Source organism: Rhizobium sp. CCGE531, from assembly GCF_003627795.1.
Classification (GTDB): domain Bacteria; phylum Pseudomonadota; class Alphaproteobacteria; order Rhizobiales; family Rhizobiaceae; genus Rhizobium.
In genome coordinates this window covers 1,354,268-1,372,292 of record NZ_CP032685.1, presented here as the reverse complement: position 1 = coordinate 1,372,292, position 18,025 = coordinate 1,354,268, and the positions used below count along the sequence as shown (strand labels likewise).

General features: G+C 62.0%; 18 protein-coding genes. 12 read left to right on the top strand and 6 right to left on the bottom strand.

The window, feature by feature from the left end:
* Positions 1-60: 60 nt before the first annotated feature.
* The 4 genes from CCGE531_RS25865 to CCGE531_RS25850 form a co-directional block, all read right to left on the bottom strand.
* Positions 61-2,397, bottom strand: coding sequence for a cation:proton antiporter (locus tag CCGE531_RS25865; RefSeq protein ID WP_120669050.1), 2,337 nt, complete (start codon positions 2,395-2,397; stop codon positions 61-63).
* 145 nt (positions 2,398-2,542) lie between these two features.
* On the bottom strand, positions 2,543-3,748 hold the full coding sequence (gene pcaF / locus CCGE531_RS25860; RefSeq protein WP_120669048.1) for a 3-oxoadipyl-CoA thiolase: 1,206 nt from the start codon (positions 3,746-3,748) through the stop codon (positions 2,543-2,545).
* Positions 3,749-3,862: 114 nt separating this feature from the next.
* Positions 3,863-4,552, bottom strand: a complete 690-nt coding sequence (locus CCGE531_RS25855) for a CoA transferase subunit B (RefSeq protein ID WP_120669046.1) — start codon at positions 4,550-4,552, stop codon at positions 3,863-3,865.
* The gene (locus CCGE531_RS25850; protein WP_120669044.1) at positions 4,549-5,256 is read right to left on the bottom strand and encodes a 3-oxoacid CoA-transferase subunit A; all 708 of its coding nucleotides are present in this window, start codon (positions 5,254-5,256) and stop codon (positions 4,549-4,551) included. The genes CCGE531_RS25855 and CCGE531_RS25850 overlap by 4 nt, the downstream gene beginning before the upstream one ends.
* Positions 5,257-5,408: 152 nt before the next feature.
* Here CCGE531_RS25850 and CCGE531_RS25845 point away from each other — a divergent pair, with 152 nt between their 5' ends.
* Positions 5,409-6,164, top strand: a complete 756-nt coding sequence (locus tag CCGE531_RS25845) for an IclR family transcriptional regulator (RefSeq protein ID WP_120669042.1) — start codon at positions 5,409-5,411, stop codon at positions 6,162-6,164.
* 182 nt (positions 6,165-6,346) lie between these two features.
* Here the strand turns inward: CCGE531_RS25845 and CCGE531_RS25840 are convergent, their stop codons facing one another.
* Complete coding sequence (locus CCGE531_RS25840) at positions 6,347-7,234, bottom strand: helix-turn-helix domain-containing protein (protein ID WP_120669040.1); 888 nt, start codon at positions 7,232-7,234, stop codon at positions 6,347-6,349.
* Between the two features lie 113 nt (positions 7,235-7,347).
* On the opposite strand from CCGE531_RS25840, the gene pobA reads away from it, so the two are divergent.
* Complete coding sequence (gene pobA, locus CCGE531_RS25835) at positions 7,348-8,520, top strand: 4-hydroxybenzoate 3-monooxygenase (RefSeq protein WP_120669038.1); 1,173 nt, start codon at positions 7,348-7,350, stop codon at positions 8,518-8,520.
* A gap of 7 nt (positions 8,521-8,527) precedes the next feature.
* On the opposite strand, the gene pcaQ is transcribed toward pobA, so the two are convergent.
* Positions 8,528-9,454: a pca operon transcription factor PcaQ gene (pcaQ, locus tag CCGE531_RS25830; protein WP_120669036.1), complete on the bottom strand. Its 927-nt coding sequence runs from the start codon at positions 9,452-9,454 to the stop codon at positions 8,528-8,530.
* A gap of 94 nt (positions 9,455-9,548) precedes the next feature.
* Between pcaQ and pcaD the strand changes: the two genes are divergently transcribed.
* From pcaD to CCGE531_RS25780, 10 genes are all read left to right on the top strand, one after another.
* The gene (gene pcaD, locus CCGE531_RS25825) at positions 9,549-10,355 is read left to right on the top strand and encodes a 3-oxoadipate enol-lactonase (RefSeq protein WP_120669034.1); all 807 of its coding nucleotides are present in this window, start codon (positions 9,549-9,551) and stop codon (positions 10,353-10,355) included.
* Positions 10,355-10,759: a 4-carboxymuconolactone decarboxylase gene (pcaC, locus tag CCGE531_RS25820; protein ID WP_120669032.1), complete on the top strand. Its 405-nt coding sequence runs from the start codon at positions 10,355-10,357 to the stop codon at positions 10,757-10,759. The genes pcaD and pcaC overlap by 1 nt, the downstream gene beginning before the upstream one ends.
* Positions 10,760-10,771: 12 nt before the next feature.
* Positions 10,772-11,521, top strand: coding sequence for a protocatechuate 3,4-dioxygenase subunit beta (gene pcaH, locus CCGE531_RS25815; protein WP_120669031.1), 750 nt, complete (start codon positions 10,772-10,774; stop codon positions 11,519-11,521).
* Complete coding sequence (gene pcaG / locus CCGE531_RS25810) at positions 11,521-12,135, top strand: protocatechuate 3,4-dioxygenase subunit alpha (RefSeq protein ID WP_120669029.1); 615 nt, start codon at positions 11,521-11,523, stop codon at positions 12,133-12,135. Before pcaH ends, pcaG begins: the two co-directional genes overlap by 1 nt.
* Before the next feature lie 3 nt (positions 12,136-12,138).
* Positions 12,139-13,191: a 3-carboxy-cis,cis-muconate cycloisomerase gene (locus CCGE531_RS25805; RefSeq protein WP_120669027.1), complete on the top strand. Its 1,053-nt coding sequence runs from the start codon at positions 12,139-12,141 to the stop codon at positions 13,189-13,191.
* A 145-nt stretch (positions 13,192-13,336) separates the two neighbouring features.
* Positions 13,337-14,509 (top strand): ABC transporter substrate-binding protein, encoded by a 1,173-nt coding sequence (locus CCGE531_RS25800; RefSeq protein WP_120669025.1) that lies wholly within the window; start codon positions 13,337-13,339, stop codon positions 14,507-14,509.
* 91 nt (positions 14,510-14,600) lie between these two features.
* Positions 14,601-15,464 (top strand): branched-chain amino acid ABC transporter permease, encoded by an 864-nt coding sequence (locus CCGE531_RS25795; protein ID WP_120669023.1) that lies wholly within the window; start codon positions 14,601-14,603, stop codon positions 15,462-15,464.
* A gap of 1 nt (position 15,465) precedes the next feature.
* On the top strand, positions 15,466-16,470 hold the full coding sequence (locus tag CCGE531_RS25790) for a branched-chain amino acid ABC transporter permease (protein WP_120669021.1): 1,005 nt from the start codon (positions 15,466-15,468) through the stop codon (positions 16,468-16,470).
* Positions 16,467-17,231 (top strand): ABC transporter ATP-binding protein, encoded by a 765-nt coding sequence (locus tag CCGE531_RS25785; protein ID WP_120669019.1) that lies wholly within the window; start codon positions 16,467-16,469, stop codon positions 17,229-17,231. The genes CCGE531_RS25790 and CCGE531_RS25785 overlap by 4 nt, the downstream gene beginning before the upstream one ends.
* On the top strand, positions 17,212-17,928 hold the full coding sequence (locus CCGE531_RS25780; RefSeq protein ID WP_120669017.1) for an ABC transporter ATP-binding protein: 717 nt from the start codon (positions 17,212-17,214) through the stop codon (positions 17,926-17,928). The genes CCGE531_RS25785 and CCGE531_RS25780 overlap by 20 nt, the downstream gene beginning before the upstream one ends.
* Positions 17,929-18,025 lie beyond the last annotated feature (97 nt).

Genomic DNA, 18,025 nt, shown 5'->3' with positions numbered 1-18,025 from the left:
TCATGCCCGCCCTATTTGTTTCGCGTACGGATTCAGATTTTAGGTCGAATAGACCTAAAGTCATCCGGCGCTAGTCGTAACAACCGGGGCATTTGCGAGATCGGTTTCGATGAAAATGCATGACCTGTCGGCCGTTTGCAGGAGTGTGTCCGCGACGCCGCCGTAGGATAGGCTGCCGCTCGCCCGTTTGCTCACACCAAGCACGATCAGATTATATTTTCCGCCGCGGGCATGGCGCAGGATCGAAAGCTCGGGCGAAGGTCCCTGCTGAACGACTTTTTCGATCTTCACGCCATAGTAATCGGCAATCGCTCCAACCGTTTTCAGAACATCCCAATTATCGCTGCCGTGATCGCTGATCCGCTGAATGGCTTTCGCCTGCCGCGGTTCCACGATCAGCAGCAGGGCGCAATGGGCGTTCGCCGCCTTGGCGACGGCGAGCCCGAATTCCGCAGCCCTGACGGAGCGCTCCGTGCCGCTGACAGGGAGCAGGATTCGCAGGTCCTGGGGCCGCTCCGGCAGCGCGCCCCGCGCCGTGACGATGGCGGAGGTTCCCTTGAAGGCTGAAGTCATGACCTGTAGGGCGTCACTGAAGCGACCGTCCTCTCCCATCGAAGGTTCGATGCCTGTGAAGAGAAGGTCGTGGCCGGCGCCCGATATATCCGCCAGGACGGTTTTGAGTTCACCGTCCTTTTCCCGAACCGTGACGTGGATATCGCTTTCGGCGGCCATCTCCTTATCAGGCGGCGCCGACGACAACAAAGCGGTTGCATATTGGCGCAGATCGTCGGCAATGGGCCGGCCTTGCGATGGTTGTGCTGTCGCGGTTGCCGGCTCCGGCTCTCTCTCGGCATCCTTCGGCCCGCGGATGTCCAGAACGGTGACCGGCATCTTGCGCGTTACCGCGAAGAAGGCGGCGATCCAGGTCGCCAGACGGCTGCTTTGCGAACCGTCGACGGTCAGCAGGATGCGTTCGAAATTCGCCAGGAAGCTTTCGCTCTCGAATTGCTCGCGCTCGAGCCGGTCGCGCTCCTCCTCGCGCAGCGGCAGGCGTGCCAGTGCCCAACGGAGCGTCGGCGGCATCGCCATCGTCGTGATAACCGCCATGGCAACGATGACGGAGAACAGCTTCTCGTCCAGAACGCCGACGGACAGGCCTATGGTCGCGACGATCACTTCCGTCGATCCCCTGGCGTTCATGCCGCAGCCGAGCGCGAGGGCTTCTGATCTCGAGTATCCGCTGATCTTGGCGGCGGCGAAGGCCCCGCCGAACTTGCCGATGCTGGCGATAACGACGACTGCGGCCGTCAGCAACAGGATGGAGGGGTCGGCGAGCACGGTGAGATCGGTCTGCAAGCCGGTCAGCCCGAAGAAGACGGGCATGAACAGCGCCGTCGTCAATGCGCGAAGCTGCACGTCGATCTGGCGGGTAAGGATCGGCGATTCACCGACGAGAATACCCGCGACGAAGGCGCCGAGCACGGTATGGACGCCGATGAGGTTGGTAATGATCGCCATCGTGCCCATGATCGCGACGATGGCGCTGAGCACGGGCAGGTCACTGCGAAAATTGTCGTTGGTCCAGCGGATGATTTCAAAGACGATCCGTCTGCCGATGGTGAAGCTGACGGCCATGAAGGCCAGCGTGCCGATCGCGCTGGTCGCCAAAGTTGTGAGATCGACCGTGCCCTTTTCGGCAAGGCCGAAGGTTATGGCGATGATCACCCAGCCGATCGTATCGTCGATGATGGCGGAGGCGACAATCAATTGGCCGATGTTCCGGCGCATGAAGCCCATCTCGCGGACCACGGAGGCGACGATCTTCACCGAGGAGATGGAAAGCGCGGTGCCCAGGAAGAGAGATGTGACCAGCCGCTTTTCGGGATCAGGAAGCAAGGCGTCCGGGATGAGCTCCCCCAGGGCGAAACCTGCGGCGAAGGGAATGACGATGCCCGTCAGTGAGACGCCGGCGGCGGATTTGCGCATGCGCTTTGCCAGGCCGAGATCGGTTTCCATGCCTGCGAGCAGCAGAAGAAAGAGGATGCCGAGCTGACCGATCGCATCGGTCATGTTTTTCTGGCTTGCGTCCGCTGGAAAGAGGCTTGCCTGCACATGTGGAAAAGCCAAGCCGAAAAGGGAGGGGCCAAGAATGATGCCGGCGATGATCTGGCCCATGATCGACGGCTGGCCGATGCGCACCATCCATTCGCCGAGCAACCTGCCTGATACGACAAGCAGAACGATCTGCACCAGAAACAGCCCTTCGGAGGCGTGGCTGGCCTTTTGCCCTTCGGCTGCGAAGGCGATTTGCGCGATCGATAGCAACAGGATGAGGGCAAAGGGAAGGGTAAGTGCGCCTGAAGAAAATAACTTTAGGAGTTTCTGGCGTGACGGCATGGATCGATCCCACTGAGCAGCAGGAAAACGCGCCAGAGCCTTTGCCGTTCCCGATGGCGTCGGTAATTGCGCCCGGTATCCGGGGCCGGGCAGCGGGCATGGCCCGCCGCCCATGCAGCGACGGACCAAAGCCGATCGGGAAAAATCAGACGCGTTCGAGGGCGATGGCAATTCCCTGGCCGACGCCGATGCACATGGTCGAGAGCGAATAGCGGCCGCCGGTTTCCTTCAGCTCCAGGGCGGCGGTGCCGGTGATGCGGGCGCCGGACATGCCAAGCGGATGGCCAAGCGCGATCGCGCCGCCGTTGCGATTGACGCGGGCGTCGTCATCGGCGATGCCGAGTTCGCGCAGCACGGCAAGCCCCTGCGAGGCGAAGGCTTCGTTCAATTCGATGACGTCGAACTGTTCCTGGCGCATGCCGAGCCGGGCCATCAGCTTGCGCGATGCGGGAACCGGGCCGATGCCCATAACGCGCGGGGCAACACCGGCGGCGGCACCGCCGAGAATGCGGGCGATCGGCGTCAGGCCGTATTTCCTCGCTGCCGCTTCGGAGGCAATGATGAGTGCGGCAGCGCCATCGTTGACGCCGGAGGCGTTACCGGCCGTCACCGTGCCGCCTTCCTTCTTGAAGGGCGTGCCGAGCTTGGCGAGTGCTTCCATTGTCGTGGCGCGCGGATGCTCGTCCTTGCCGACGACGACCGGATCGCCCTTGCGCTGCGGGATCGCTACCGGCGTGATTTCCTTGGCAAGCCGACCGTTTTCCTGCGCTGTCGCGGCCTTTGCCTGCGACCGAACGGCAAAGGCGTCCTGATCCTCGCGGGTGACCTTGTAGTCCTCGGCGACGTTCTCGCCGGTCTCCGGCATGGAGTCGACGCCATATTGCTTCTTCATCAGCGGATTGATGAAGCGCCAGCCGATGGTGGTGTCATAGATTTCGGCATTGCGCGAAAAGGCGCTTTCGGCCTTGGGAATGACCAAGGGCGCGCGCGACATGCTCTCGACGCCGCCGGCGATCATGATGTCAGCCTCGCCGGCGCGGATGGCGCGGGCCGCCGCGATAACGGCGTCCATGCCCGAGCCGCAAAGCCGGTTGATCGTCGTGCCGGGCACTGCGATGGGCAGGCCGGCCAGCAGGCTTGCCATGCGCGCAACGTTGCGATTGTCCTCGCCCGCCTGGTTGGCGCAGCCATAGATCACGTCGTCGACGGCTTCCCAATCGACCGAGCGGTTGCGCTCGATCAGCGCCTTCAGCGGCACGGCGCCGAGATCGTCGGCGCGGACGGAGGAAAGCGATCCGCCGAAACGGCCGATCGGAGTGCGGATATAGTCACAGATGAAGGCTTCGGTCATAGTCTTCTCCCTACTGCAGGTCGCGCAAATGTGTGCGGCGGTTTTGCGATAACGACCCGCGAAATATTATAAGCTTAAAGCATATCGCGCGAATCTGAAAGATCACGCAGCGCTTTAAAGCGTCGGCACGACGAGGTCGGCAACGGGGCGATCGGTATGGAGGGGAGCGCCGGTCATCGCCTGCAGCTCGTCCATCGTCATCGCAGCGAGTTTTTCACGCACGACGAAACCATCCTTGGCAATATCAATGACCGCATGGCTCGTATAGATGCGGGTGATGCAGCCGACGCCGGTCAGCGGGAAGGTGCAGGCTTCCACCAGTTTCGGCTTGCCATCCTTGGTCACATGTTCGGTGATGACGAAAACCTGCTTGGCGCCATGCACCAGGTCCATGGCCCCACCAACGGCGGGCACGCCCTTGGTGCCGACGCGCCAGTTGGCGAGGTCGCCATTTTGCGCCACCTGGTAAGCGCCGAGGATCGCGACATCCAGATGGCCGCCGCGCACCATGGCGAAGCTATCGGCGTGATGGAAGAAGGAGGCGCCCGGCTTCAGTGTGACAGCCTTCTTGCCGGCGTTGATCAGATCCCAATCTTCCTCGCCTTCCGCCGGCGGCTCGCCGAAATTCAGGATGCCGTTTTCGGTGTGGAAGATCGCCTGGCGGCCCGGAGGCTGGTAGCGGGCGACCATTTCCGGAAAGCCGATGCCGAGATTCACATAGGCGCCATCCTGGATGTCCTGGGCCGCGCGCCAGGCGATCTGAGCGTTGGAGAGTTTGATGTCTTCGCGTGTGTCGATGGTCATGCGTAGGCCACTCCGGCTCGAATGAGATTTTCCTCTTGTTGCGGATCGGCGACTTCCACGACACCGTTGACGAAGATGCCGGGGGTAACGATGTGCTCGGGATCGAGCTCGCCGGCGGCGACGATTTTCGCGACTTGCGCGATCGTCCTGGTCGCAGCCATGCACATCAGCGGATTAAAGTTGCGGCCGGCCTTGTTGTAGATGAGATTGCCCTGCGCGTCGCCGACTTGTGCTTTGACAATAGCGAAATCGGCCTTGAGCCAGCGCTCCTGAACATAATGGCGGCCGTCGAATTCCGCGATGACCTTGCCGTTGGCGAGTTCGGTGCCATAGGCGGTTGGAGTGTAGAAAGCCGGAATGCCGGCGCCGCCGGCACGGATGCGTTCGGCAAGAGTCCCCTGGGGCACCAGTTCCAGCTCGATTTCTCCCGCCAGATAGCGATCGGTGAAAGCGCGCGGATCGGATGACCGCGGGAAGGAGCAGATCATCTTCCTGATCATGCCGGCATCGATCATGGCGGCGATGCCGATACGACCGTTGCCGGCATTGTTGTTGATGACGGTCAGATTTCTTGGGCCTTTGTCGATCAGCGCATGAATGAGTTCGATCGGCGCGCCGGAGCCGCCAAAGCCGCCGATCATGACGATCGCACCATCGCCGATGTCCGAGACGGCGGCCGCCGTGCTCGCAATTGTCTTGTCCATGCGGATTCTCCCATTTGCCATCGTCGGCGGACTAAGACGATCCGTCCTCTTCTCTTCGAATAGATCAGCAGGGACTGGACGGCAAATAATTTGTGCGTTATTTGATATTTGTTCATATATCGCACAAAATCACGTGGGGTTTGGAGGGTATTATGCGCGAAACAGATTTCGTCAGCGGCTTTGCAAAAGGATTGAAAGTCATCGAGGCCTTCGGCGAGACGCGTCAGCGCCTGACGATTGCCGAAGCATCGAAGCTGACCGGGCTCGATCGCGCCACCGTGCGCCGCTCGCTGCTGACGCTCTCCGAGCTCGGCTATGCCGTCTATGACGGGAAGTTCTTCACGCTGACACCGAAGATCCTCAGGCTCGGCCATGCTTATCTTGCCGCAACGCCGCTGCCGATCATCATCCAGCCGCATCTCGATCAGCTTGCCGAGCGGGCCGGGCAGAATGCCTCGGCTTCGGTGCTGGACGGAACGGACGTCGTCTATATCGCGCGCGCCTCGCAGCGCCGGGTGATGTCGATCAACCTGACACCGGGCAGCCGCCTTCCGGCCTTCTGCGCCTCGATGGGCCGCGTCCTGCTTGCCGCCTTGCCGGAAAGCGAGGCGCGCTCGGTGCTCGCGCGGACCGACCTCAAGGCGAATACGCCGAATACCAAGACCGATCCGGAGGAGCTGATGGCGGAGTTCCGCCGGGTGAGGGCGCAGGGCTATGCCGTCATCGACCAGGAACTGGAAATAGGCCTCTGCTCGATTGCCGTGCCGGTCGAAAACGATCGCGGCCAGACGGTGGCGGCGATCAATATCGGCGCACCGGCCGCCTATGTCGCTGCGTCCGACATGGCGGAACGGTTTCTGCCGCTGCTGAAGGAAACGCAAAAGGCGCTGCGGCTGGTGCTGCCTTAAACTTCAGGTACCTCGGGGCCATCCTCGTCCTTCGACAAGCTCAGGATGAGGATGGAGCAGGCCTGTTTTTCTACGAGACTGCTGCTCTTCGGCCGCAGAGCGAGATGATCAGTCCTCATGGTGAGGAGGCCCAAAGGGCCGTCTCGAACCACGAGGACGGATGGTTGCCCGATTTTTTCTGCTCACATCCCAAGTCTCTCCCGCTCTTCGATGCGCCAGGCGCGAGGTGTCTGGCCGGTCTGCTTGACGAAGAAGCGGGAGAAATAGGCGGGGTCGGCAAAGCCCAGGCGATAGCTGATTTCCTGAACGGTCGCGAAGGTAAAGACCAATTCGCGCTTGGCCTCGTCGAGCAGCTTGCGGGTGATCAGCTCGTGCGCACCGTGCCCTGTCCGGCTGCGCACGATGCGGCTGAGATGGGCCGGCGAGATGCCGAGGCTTTCGGCATAGAAGGCAGCCGGCTTGTGCGAACGGAAGTGGCGCTGGATGAGGCCCTGCAGCATCTCCATCCGGCGCTCACCCTCATCGCCCGCGCTTGATCCTTCATCGGCTTTCTGAGCGATCCGAGCCGTCAGCAGCAAGGCCGACGTCAGATAGGCATCGAGCAGATCGTTGCGGCCATTGCGATGGCTGGCAAATTCTTCGCCCAGGCGTTTCAGTGTGCCGGCGACATGAGCCGCATCTTCGTTGGCCATATCGAGCAAGGTCAGATGCGGATCGGCAAGCCATGCGCCGAGCCGGCTGCGATCGCCCGGAGATGCCTTCAGATGCGAGATCAGCACCGTGATGACGAAGCCGTCTATATCGCGCGAAAACCGGAAGCCGTGATTGACGCGTGGCGGCACGGTAATGACGGCCGGCGGCGTAATGGCGTGGGGAATTCCGTCAAAGACGGCGTCGCCGGATCCGGCATCTATGTACAAGATCTGAAAGAAGCTCTCATGCCGGTGCGGGCGGATCTCCCAATGATGAAGGCTGCTGCGGGAGGGAATCGTCTCGCAATGCAGCCAGAAATCCGGCTTTCGGCCGGTATTTTCGCCGTAGAGCTCATAGGTCGGCACAGTCTTCGTCACGGCTCTCCTCCCTCGCTATGTTCGATTTGTGCAATTTCATGGCCGAAATGTCCATTGCGGATTGACCGTGCGCCGGAGAGACTTGAGGCAAGAAATACGCGTGGGAGGAGACGATGCGCACTCAAGTCGCCATTATCGGTTCGGGGCCGTCCGGGCTGCTGCTCGGCCAGTTGCTGGCGGAGGCCGGCATCGACAACGTCATTCTCGATCGCGTCGGCAAGGATTACATTCTCGGCCGCGTGCGCGCCGGCGTCCTTGAGGAGGGCACCGTCCGGTTGCTGGATGAGGCGAAGTCCAGCACACGCCTGCATGCCGAGGGCTTGCCGCATGACGGCTTCTCGCTCGCCTTCGACGGCCGCGATCACCGCATCGACCTTCACGGTCTCACAGCCGGCAAGCGGGTCGTCATCTATGGCCAGACGGAGATGACCCGTGACCTGATGGCTCGTCGCGAGGAAAGCGGTGCTGCGACCATCTACGGTGCTGCCAATGTCCAGCCGCACGGCTTCGATGGCGATACGCCCTATCTGACCTATGAGAAGGGCGGCGCTTCCCATCGCATCGATTGCGATTTCATCGCCGGCTGCGACGGCTTTCATGGCGTCAGTCGCAAATCGGTTCCGGAAAAATCGGTCCACAGTTTCGAGAAGGTCTATCCTTTCGGCTGGCTTGGCGTGCTGGCCGAAGTGGCACCGGTCAACCACGAGCTGATCTATGCCAATCATCCCCGCGGCTTTGCATTATGCTCGATGCGGTCGATGACGCGCAGCCGCTATTACATCCAGTGCCCGCTCGACGAGAAGGTCGAGGACTGGAACGACGACCGCTTCTGGGATGAGCTGCGCCGTCGCCTGCCGGCCAATCATGCCGAGGCCCTGGTCACCGCGCCATCCTTCGAAAAATCGATCACACCGCTGCGCTCCTTCGTGGCCGAACCCATGCGTTTCGGCCGTCTCTTCCTCGTCGGCGATGCCGCACACATCGTGCCGCCGACCGGCGCAAAGGGCCTCAACCTCGCCGCGAGCGACGTGCACTACCTGTTTTCGGGTCTTACCGAGCATTATCAGGATCGCTCGAATGCCGGACTGGATGCCTATTCTGTGCGTGCGCTCGCCCGGGTCTGGAAGGCGGTTCGCTTCTCCTGGTGGATGACGACGATGCTGCATCGTTTTCCCAATACCAGCGATTTCGACCAGAAGATCCAGGAGGCCGAGCTCGATTATCTCACCCATTCGCGCGCCGCTTCGACCGCCCTGGCGGAGAACTATGTCGGCCTTCCGTTCTGAACGGAATTTAGAGCTTGCCGGCAACCTCGCTCGCCGTTTCCCGGATCGTCTGCATCAGGATCGACAGGGGAAGGGTGGGGATGGCGTCGGTGCGAACAGTCAACCCCACCGGTCCTTTCGTCTCGCTGGTGTCGATCGGCAGGAGTGCCAGCAGCCCGTCATCGACATCACCGGCAACGACGCCGGCCGAGATGATCCAGATGGCGTCGCTCGATCGCACGAAAGCGCGGCCGAAAGAGTCGGAAACGGTTTCGATCTGGTTGGGCAGTCCGCCGGCGCCGTTGGCGATCAGAAAGCTCTCGACAAAGGGCCGGATGATCGAGCCGCGCGTCGGCATCAGGATCGTGTAGCGGTTGAGATCGGCAAACAGCGATTGCCTGTCGGAGAGCAAGGGATGGCCGGCCCTGACGGCGAAGACCACCTGTTCGGAATAGAGGTGCTCGAAGGAAAAGCCCGTCATCTTGTCGGGGCTCGCCAATCGGCCGACGACGAGATCGAGATCGCCGATGCGCAGCTGCTCCAGAAGCACGGCGTTCTCGCCGGTGACGATCTTGATGCGGCTCCAGGTCTCCTCCTTGAGAAACAAGTCCATCGCCCGCGGCATGATCCGTGTGGAAACTGTCGGCAGCGCGCCGACGCGGATCGGCGGCGCTTCGCCGGAACGCTCCTGCGATACGGAATCGAGGCCCTGTCTGAGGGCCGTAAGTGCAGCACCCGCATGGCGGAGAAAGACTTCGCCGTAGCGGGTGATGCGGATGCCGCGCCCGTCGCGTTCGAAGACGGCGACGCCGAGCGCCTCTTCCAGCTCGCGGATCGTCTTGGTCACCGCCGGCTGGCTGATATTCAGCAGGCCAGCCGCCTTGATCACGCTTTTCTGGCGCGCAACCTCGACAAAGGTCTGTAGATGGCGGAACTTGATGCGTGCGTCGAGCATGCTCACTCATAACCCTGGAGTTATCGTAGAGCAAAGAAATATCATTTTACCTAACCGGATTATACATCCAATCTCGCGTCCGAGGAGATTTCCAGTGCAGTTTGCCCGCATCAACGACGTCACGATCCACTATCAGATCATTGGCGGTCCGGCCGACAAGCCGGTTCTTGTCTTTGCCAATTCGCTCGGTACCGATTTCCGGATCTGGCGGGATGTGATCGTGCGGCTTGCCGGTGATTTTCCCATCGTGCTCTATGACAAGCGTGGCCATGGCCTCTCCGGTCTCGGCCAAATGCCCTATTCCATCGAGGATCATGCTACCGACCTTGCCGGCTTGCTCGATTTCCTCTCGGTCAAGAATGCCATTATCTGCGGACTGTCGGTCGGCGGGCTGGTCGCGCAGTCGCTCTATCAGCGCCGCCCGGATCTGGTGCGGGCGCTAATCCTCTGCGACACCGCCCACAAGATCGGCACGGCCGAGAGCTGGAATGCCCGCATCGCGCAGGTCGAGGCTGAGGGCATCGAATCCATCGTCGATGCCATCATGGAGCGCTGGTTCACGCCCGCCTTCCGCCGCCCGGAAAACATCGCCTTCGCAGGCTATTGCAACATGCTGATCCGCCAGCCGGTCGCAGGTTACGTCGCCACTTGCGCCGCGCTTCGCGATGCCGACCTGACCGAGGCTGCGGCCAAGATCGCGGTGCCCACCATCTGCATCGTCGGCGATCAGGATGGCTCCACCCCGCCCGAGCTGGTGCTTTCGACGGCAAAGCTCATTCCGAATGCGCGTTATGAAGTGATCAAGGACGCCGGCCATATCCCCTGCGTCGAACAACCCGAGGCGTTGACCGAAGTCATCCGTGCCTTCATCGACGTCGTCCTGCGTGGAGAACAAGCCTGATGAATGACCCCACCATGCCGTCCGAGCGCTATCTGCAGGGCATGGCGACACGCCGCGCCGTGCTCGGCGACAGCCATGTCGATCGCGCCCAGCAGGGGTCGACCGAGTTCGATCAACCCTTTCAGGAGCTGATCACCGAAGCGGCCTGGGGGCATGTCTGGTCGCGCCCGACGCTGAGCTTGCGTGAACGGTCCATCGTGACCATTGCCCTGCTCGCCGCGCTCGGCCAGGATGATGAAGTGGCCATGCATGTGCGCGCCACGCGCAACACCGGCGCAACACGCGACGATATCTGCGAGGCGCTTCTGCATGTGGCGATCTATGCCGGTGTGCCGGCCGCCAACCACGCGATCAAGATCGCCAAGCAGGTTTTCGAACAGATGGACGCCGAACAGGCGGCATGAAGCGAGGCAGACATGTCCAAGGGAAGCAACAGCAAGCCTGAAACCGGCGCCTTTTTCGCCAGGGACCGCGCCTGGCATCCGCCGGCTTTTGCGCCGGGATACAAGACCTCCGTGCTGCGCTCGCCGCAGCGCGCATTGCTCTCTCTCGACGGCACCATCTCCGAGATCACCGGGCCGGTCTTCGGTCATTCGATACTGAATGAGCTCGACAACGACCTGATCCACAATTTCGCCAAGCCGGGCGAGAGCGCCATCGGCGAGCGGATCATCGTGCATGGCCGCGTGCTCGACGAGCGCGGCCGACCGGTGCCAGGTGTCCTCCTCGAATTCTGGCAGGCCAATGCCGGTGGGCGCTATCGCCACAAGAAGGAAACCTATCTTGCCGCCATCGACCCGAATTTCGGCGGCTGCGGCCGAGCCATCAGCGATAACGAGGGGCACTATGCCTTCCGCACTATCCGCCCCGGCGCCTATCCCTGGCCGAACGGCGTCAACGACTGGCGCCCCGCGCATATTCACTTCTCCGTCTTCGGCCATGGTTTTGCGCAGCGGTTGATCACGCAAATGTATTTCGAGGGCGATCCGATGATCTGGAAATGTCCGATCGTCGGCACGATCCCCGACAAACAGGCGATCGAGCAGCTGATTGCGCCGCTCGACTGGGGCAACACGATCCCGATGGATGCCCGCGCCTATAAATTCGATATCGTGCTGCGCGGTCGCCGCTCGACGCTGTTCGAAAACCGGCTGGAGGGCAATTGATGGTACAGGATCTCGGTTATCTCAAGGAAACGCCGTCGCAGACGGCAGGGCCTTACGTTCATATCGGCCTGACGCCGAACTACAGCGAGATCGGCGGCGTCTACGAAACCGATCTCGGCTCCGTCATGGTCAACGACAAGACGCTCGGCGAGCACATCACGGTGACGGGAAGAGTGATCGATGGCGCGGGAGCGCCGGTCAAGGATGCCGTCCTCGAGATCTGGCAGGCCGACAGCGCCGGGCTTTACAACAGCCCGTCGGAACTGCGTGGCACGGCCGACCCGAATTTTACCGGCTGGGGGCGTTGCCCGACCAGCTCGACCGACGGCGTTTTCCGTTTCGGGACGATCAAGCCCGGTCGTGTCCCCTTCAAGGACGGCCGCGAGATGGCGCCGCACATCACTGTCTGGATCGTGGCGCGCGGCATCAATATCGGCCTGCACACGCGCATGTATTTCCCGGAAGAGACCGAGGCCAATGCCGAAGACCCCTTGCTTGCGCGCATCGAACACAGGGATCGCCTCGCAACGCTGATTGCCGCGAAGGAGGGCTCCGTCTACACCTTCGACATCCATTTGCAGGGCGACAAGGAAACGGTTTTCCTCGATATATAGGCCATGAGCGTCTCTCCCTTCGATCATCCTTTCCTGTCCGGTCTCCTCGGTGACGAGGAGGTTGCAGGATATTTCTCCGCCAGCGCCGATATTCGCGCCATGCTCTCTTTCGAAGCTGCTCTTGCCAAGGTCGAGGCGCAGCACGGCGTGATCCCGCAGGCGGCGGCCACGCGCATCGCTGAAGTCTGCACCGGTTTCGAGCCCGATCTGCAGAGTCTGAAGACGGCAGCGGCGTCGGACGGCGTCGTCGTGCCGGAGCTTGTCCGGCAGCTGCGCAAGGCGGTCGACGGGGATGCGGGCAGCCATGTCCATTTCGGCGCCACCAGCCAGGACGTCATCGACACCAGCCTGATGCTGCGGCTGAAGGCTGCGGCCTTTATCCTTGGAGGCCGTCTCTTCGCCGTGTCGTCCGCTCTCTCCAAACTGGAGGATCGTTTCGGCTCGAACAGACTGATGGGCCGCACCCGGATGCAGGCGGCGATCGCGATTACCGTGTCCGATCGGCTGCGGGCATGGCGCCATCCGCTCGATCAGTATCGCGACCGGCTGACGCAGGAGACTTTCCCGCTGCAGTTCGGCGGTGCGGCGGGCACGCTGGAAAAATTCGGGCCGAAGGCGGCCGAAATCAGGGGCTCGCTGGCACAGGCGCTGGGTCTGACGGACGAGCCGCAATGGCAAAGCCAGCGAGGCCGCATTGCCGAGCTCGCCGGGCTCTTGTCCATGATCTCGGGCAGTCTCGGCAAGATCGGTCAGGATACAGCACTTCTGGCGCAGGCCGGCGATGAGATCGAGCTTGGCGGTGGCGGTGGCTCCTCGGCCATGCCGCACAAGCAGAATCCGGTTGCGGCCGAAACGCTGGTCACGCTTGCCCGCTTCAATGCGGTGCAGCTTTCGGGCATTCATCAATCGCTCGTGCACGAGCAGGAACGCTCCGGGGCTGCATGGACATTGGAATGGTTGCTGTTGCCGCCCATGGTGGTGGCGACGGCGGCGTCGCTGCGTCATGCCCTGCAACTCACCGGCATGATCAAGCGTCTGGGAACGGCAGCGGAGTAGGATATTCGCGCTATTCATAACCAGATAGGCATGGATAGAAGGTTTTATTTCATTTTACATCACCATTTCCTATGAGAAATTGGCGGTGATCAGCATTTTAGATGATCAAGGGCGGCACAAGAAATGGCTGCCGGGAGGAGAAAAAATGAAACGGTTTGTCTTGGCCGCCATCGCGGCCGTTGCTCTTGGCGGCGCTGCCTATGCCGACACCATCAAGGTCGGGGTCGTCGGTCCGTTTTCCGGCCCGTTCGCGCTGCAGGGTAAGAATTTCAAGGCCGGCATCGACGCCTATATGGCTGTCAATGGCAAGAAGGTCGGCAATGACGAGGTGGAGGTGATCTACCGCGACGTGCCACAGGCCGATCCCGCTCAGTCGAAGGCGCTGGCCCAGGAACTGGTCGTCAAGGAGCATGTCCAGTATCTCGCCGGCTTCTACTTCACGCCGGACGCGATGGCCGTGACGCCGATCTTGAAGCAGGCCAATGTGCCGATGGTGATCTTCAATGCCGCGACTTCTGCGATCGTCACCAAGAGCCCGTTCGTGGTGCGCACTTCCTTCACCACATGGCAGACTTCGACGCCGATCGCCAAGGTCGCCTATGATGCCGGCGTGAAGAAGGTCATCTCCGTCGTCAGCGACTATGGTCCTGGCGTCGATGCCGAAAATGCCTTCAAGGCCGGCTTCGAGAAGCAGGGCGGTGAAGTGGTGCAGGCGATCCGCATGCCGCTCTCGACCAATGATTTCAGCCCGATCATGCAGCGCATCAAGGATTCCGGCGCGCAAGGGGTCTTCGCCTTCCTGCCGTCCGGCCCGACGACGCTCGGCTTCGTCAAGGCCTATAATGAAAACGGCCTGAAGTCCGCCGGCATCAAGCTGTTCGCGCCGGGCGACCTGACGCAGGAATCCGATTTGCCGGCGCTCGGCGACGCCGCACTCGGCATGCAGACGACCTTCCACTATGCGGTGTCGCATGACTCGCCCGAAAACAAGGCTTTCGTCGCGGCCGCCGGCAAGGCGATCGGCAATCCCGCCGAGCTGACCTTCCCCGCCGTCGGTGCCTTCGACGGCATGCATGTCATCTACAAGATGATCGAGGCGACCGGCGGCAAGCAGGACGCGCAGAAGGCAGTCGATGCCGTGAAGGGCCTGTCCTGGGTTAGCCCGCGCGGTCCGGTGACAATCGATGCGGAAAGCCGGCATATCACGCAGAACATCTATCTGCGCGAAGTCGCCAAGGGTGATGACGGCAAATACTACAACAAGGAAATCCAGACCTTCGAGAAGCAGGGCGATCCCGGTCTTGCCGCCGCGAAGTAAGCGCTCCTGAGCTTCAAACGCCTGAGCGGAAGTTTTCGTTCAGGCGTTTGATGGCAGCAGCTGCGCAATAACAACCGGACCAGCGATTTCAATGCAAACCGTGCTCAGCATAGCAGTCGATGCCCTCGCTTACGGCATGGTACTGTTCGTCATCTCCATCGGCCTTTCCGTCACCATGGGGCTGATGCGCGTCGTCAATCTGGCCCATGGCGCTTTTGCCATGATCGGTGGCTATATCGCCTCTTATGCGACGCGCGATCTGGGTTTGGGCTATGGTGTGGCCGTGCTGCTGGCAGTGGTCGGGACAGTCATCATTTCCATCCCGATCGAACGGCTGCTCTACCGGCGCATCTACGGCGCGCCGGAACTGACGCAGGTGCTGATGACGATCGGCATCACCTTCTGTATCATCGGCATTGCCAACTATGTCTTCGGCCCAACGTTGAAGACCATACCCTTGCCGGGCAGCCTGCAGGGCTCCGTCGATCTTGGCTTCCGGACCATCGGCACCCATCGGATCTTCGCGATCGTCTGCGGTCTGGTGGTTGCGCTGGCGCTCTGGTACCTGATCGAAAAGACCACATTCGGCGTGAAGTTGCGCGCCTCCGTCGACAATGCCCCGATGGCCGCCGCACTAGGCGTCAGAACGGAAATCGTCTATGCGGTCAGCTTCGCCATTGCCGTCGGGCTTGCCGCCTTCGGCGGCGTCGTGGGGGCCGAGCTCCTGCCGGTCGAACCCTATTATGCGCTGCGCTACATGGTGACCTTCCTCGTCGTCGTCTCCGTCGGCGGTGCCGGCTCGATCTCCGGCGCGCTGCTTGCCTGTCTCATCCTTGGCTGCATCGATACGACGGGCCGTTATCTCATGCCGGAATATGGGGAATTCTTCTTCTATCTGGCCGTCATTGCCATCATCTGCGTCTTCCCGCGCGGCTTTGCAGGGAGAATGAAGTAGCATGGCGTTGACCCTTCAAAGAGAGGCGGCCGCGACCGTGACCAGACATCGTACATTCGGGCAGGATCTGATCGCGGTTGTGGTCATCGTCGTTGTGGCCGCCGTCGGCTACCTGCTGTTTCCGGACAACCTCGCTCTCCTGACCCGTCTGATTGCGATTGCGCTTCTTGTTCTCTCGCTCGATCTCGTCACCGGCTATTGCGGCGTCGCAACCCTTGGTCATGCGGCGCTGTTTGGTGCGGGCGCCTATGCGGCGGGCATCGCATCGGCCCATTACGGCATCAACGATCCGCTGCTGATGACGCTTGCCGGTGTTGTCGGCGGTGCGCTTGCCGGATTGGTCTGCTCCGTCGTCATCCTCAGAGCGCACGGGCTGCCGCAACTCGTGCTGTCGATCGCGCTGGTCTATCTCTTCCATGAATTCGCCAACAAGGCATCGAGCTGGACAGGCGGCAGCGACGGATTGTCGGGCATTTCAGCCGATCCGTTGTTCGGCATGTTCGAGTTCGATCTCTACGGGCATACGGCCTACATCTATGGCGTGGCGCTGCTGCTGATCGTGCTTGTGCTCTTACGATTCCTCGTGCGTTCGCCCTTCGGCATGCTCTGCCGCGGTATCCGGCAGGACCCGCTGCGCATCCGCGCCATGGGTGCCTCGCCAAAGATGGCACTGATCAAGATGTATGTGATTTCCGGCGCCGTTGCTGGCATCGGCGGTGCGCTGAGTGCGATTTCGACGCAGGTCGTCGGCCTCGACAGCCTGTCCTTCACGCAATCGGCCGAGGCGCTGGTCATGCTCGTGCTCGGCGGCACCGGATCACTGTTCGGCGCGCTTGCCGGCACGCTGATCTTCATGCTGTTCGAGGATTACGTCTCCGCCGCCAATCCCTTCCACTGGCTGACGATCGTCGGAGCCTTGCTGATCCTCGTCGTTCTCTTCGCGCCCAAGGGCATTTACGGTACGGCCGCCGCCTATGTTGCCCGTGGCAGGGAGGCGCGGACATGAGCGCGATCTTCGAGGTCAGCAATCTGAAGAAGGCGTTCGGCGGCCTGACGGTGACGAACAATGTCAGCCTGTCGATGGCGCCGGGAGCTCGCGTCGCCTTGATCGGCCCGAACGGCGCCGGCAAGACCAGCTTCGTCAACCTCGTCACGGGCAATCTGCCTGTCGATTCCGGCGAGGTTCGCATCGCCGGGCAAAACGTCAACAAGGTCGACGCCATCGGCCGGGTCCGGCGCGGCCTCGTGCGCTCGTTCCAGGTGACCAGGCTGTTTCAGGACATGACGCCGGCCGAGCATCTCGGCATGGCGGTGCTGCAGCGTACAGGCCGTTCCGGCCGCATGTTCGGTAATTTCCTATCGATGCGCGACGTCATGGCCGAGACCGAGGAATTGCTCGGCACGCTCGGCCTGGTCGATCTCATGCATCGCAAGGTCAGCGAGATCGCCTATGGCCAGCAACGGCTGCTGGAGATCGCCGTCGCCATGGCCCTGAAGCCGAAGGTGCTGCTGCTCGACGAACCCGCCGCCGGCGTGCCGCAGAGCGATACCGGCCGCATCGAGCAGGCGCTCGCCGATCTACCCGCCGATCTTGCCGTGCTGATGATCGAGCATGACATGGACCTCGTCTTCCGCTTCGCCAAGCGCGTGGTGGTGCTGGCCGCTGGCACGATCATCTTCGACGGGTCGCCGAAAGACGTGACGCAGGATGCGCGTGTGCGCGAAGCCTATCTTGGGAGCTACGCCAATGCCGGCCACGCCGCTTGAAGTCGAAAATCTGTCGGCCGGCTATGGCCCGACGCGGGTGCTGGAAGCGGTTTCCTTTTCCGTGCCGGCGGGCGGCCGGCTGGCCGTGCTCGGCCGCAACGGCATGGGTAAGAGCACGCTGCTTGCCACCCTTGCCGGTCAGACCCGCCGCTATGACGGCCGCATCCGGCTGGGCTCGGCCGATATTGCCGGCCTGCCGAGCGCCCGGCGCGCCCATCGAGGTCTCGGCTATGTGCCGCAGACGCGAGACGTCTTCCCGACACTGACGGTGGAGGAAAATCTCTCCGTCGGGTTGAAGGGACGGCCGAAGAGCGCCTTGCAGGAAGCCTATGACATGTTTCCACGCCTGAAGGAGCGGCGCAAAAACCTCGGCAGCCAGCTTTCCGGCGGCGAACAGCAGATGCTGTCGACCGCCCGAACGATCCTCGGCCGACCCTCCGTTCTGCTTCTGGACGAGCCGCTGGAGGGGCTCGCGCCTGTCATCTGCGAGGAGCTGATGGCGGCCTTCGCCAAGCTTGCCAAGTCGGGCGACATGACCATCCTGCTGGTGGAGCAGCGCATCCAGAGCGCGCTGGATTTTGCAAGCGACGTCATCATTCTGGAGCGCGGCCGGCTTGCCTGGAAGGGGACGCCGAAGGCTCTGGCAGCGGATCATGGCGTGGTCGAGCGTTTGCTCGGCGTCGGTGGGTTGCATTAGCGCATCCGCTCCCGGCTGTGCTCCAATGGAGCGCCGGCTTATAATGCCCCCCTGTGCTTTCGCCAGCCGCCTGCGGTTGCGGCGACTGTTCCGTTTG

What these genes read in the sequence shown, in the direction of transcription:
- CCGE531_RS25865 (WP_120669050.1), bottom strand. Translation starts at nt 2,397, where the DNA reads ATGCCGTCACGCCAGAAACTCCTAAAGTTATTTTCTTCAGGCGCACTT.
- pcaF (WP_120669048.1), bottom strand. Translation starts at nt 3,748, where the DNA reads ATGACCGAAGCCTTCATCTGTGACTATATCCGCACTCCGATCGGCCGT.
- CCGE531_RS25855 (WP_120669046.1), bottom strand. Translation starts at nt 4,552, where the DNA reads ATGACCATCGACACACGCGAAGACATCAAACTCTCCAACGCTCAGATC.
- CCGE531_RS25850 (WP_120669044.1), bottom strand. Translation starts at nt 5,256, where the DNA reads ATGGACAAGACAATTGCGAGCACGGCGGCCGCCGTCTCGGACATCGGC.
- CCGE531_RS25845 (WP_120669042.1), top strand. Translation starts at nt 5,409, where the DNA reads ATGCGCGAAACAGATTTCGTCAGCGGCTTTGCAAAAGGATTGAAAGTC.
- pobA (WP_120669038.1), top strand. Translation starts at nt 7,348, where the DNA reads ATGCGCACTCAAGTCGCCATTATCGGTTCGGGGCCGTCCGGGCTGCTG.
- pcaQ (WP_120669036.1), bottom strand. Translation starts at nt 9,454, where the DNA reads ATGCTCGACGCACGCATCAAGTTCCGCCATCTACAGACCTTTGTCGAG.
- pcaC (WP_120669032.1), top strand. Translation starts at nt 10,355, where the DNA reads ATGAATGACCCCACCATGCCGTCCGAGCGCTATCTGCAGGGCATGGCG.
- pcaH (WP_120669031.1), top strand. Translation starts at nt 10,772, where the DNA reads ATGTCCAAGGGAAGCAACAGCAAGCCTGAAACCGGCGCCTTTTTCGCC.
- pcaG (WP_120669029.1), top strand. Translation starts at nt 11,521, where the DNA reads ATGGTACAGGATCTCGGTTATCTCAAGGAAACGCCGTCGCAGACGGCA.
- CCGE531_RS25805 (WP_120669027.1), top strand. Translation starts at nt 12,139, where the DNA reads ATGAGCGTCTCTCCCTTCGATCATCCTTTCCTGTCCGGTCTCCTCGGT.
- CCGE531_RS25800 (WP_120669025.1), top strand. Translation starts at nt 13,337, where the DNA reads ATGAAACGGTTTGTCTTGGCCGCCATCGCGGCCGTTGCTCTTGGCGGC.
- CCGE531_RS25795 (WP_120669023.1), top strand. Translation starts at nt 14,601, where the DNA reads ATGCAAACCGTGCTCAGCATAGCAGTCGATGCCCTCGCTTACGGCATG.
- CCGE531_RS25790 (WP_120669021.1), top strand. Translation starts at nt 15,466, where the DNA reads ATGGCGTTGACCCTTCAAAGAGAGGCGGCCGCGACCGTGACCAGACAT.
- CCGE531_RS25785 (WP_120669019.1), top strand. Translation starts at nt 16,467, where the DNA reads ATGAGCGCGATCTTCGAGGTCAGCAATCTGAAGAAGGCGTTCGGCGGC.
- CCGE531_RS25780 (WP_120669017.1), top strand. Translation starts at nt 17,212, where the DNA reads ATGCCGGCCACGCCGCTTGAAGTCGAAAATCTGTCGGCCGGCTATGGC.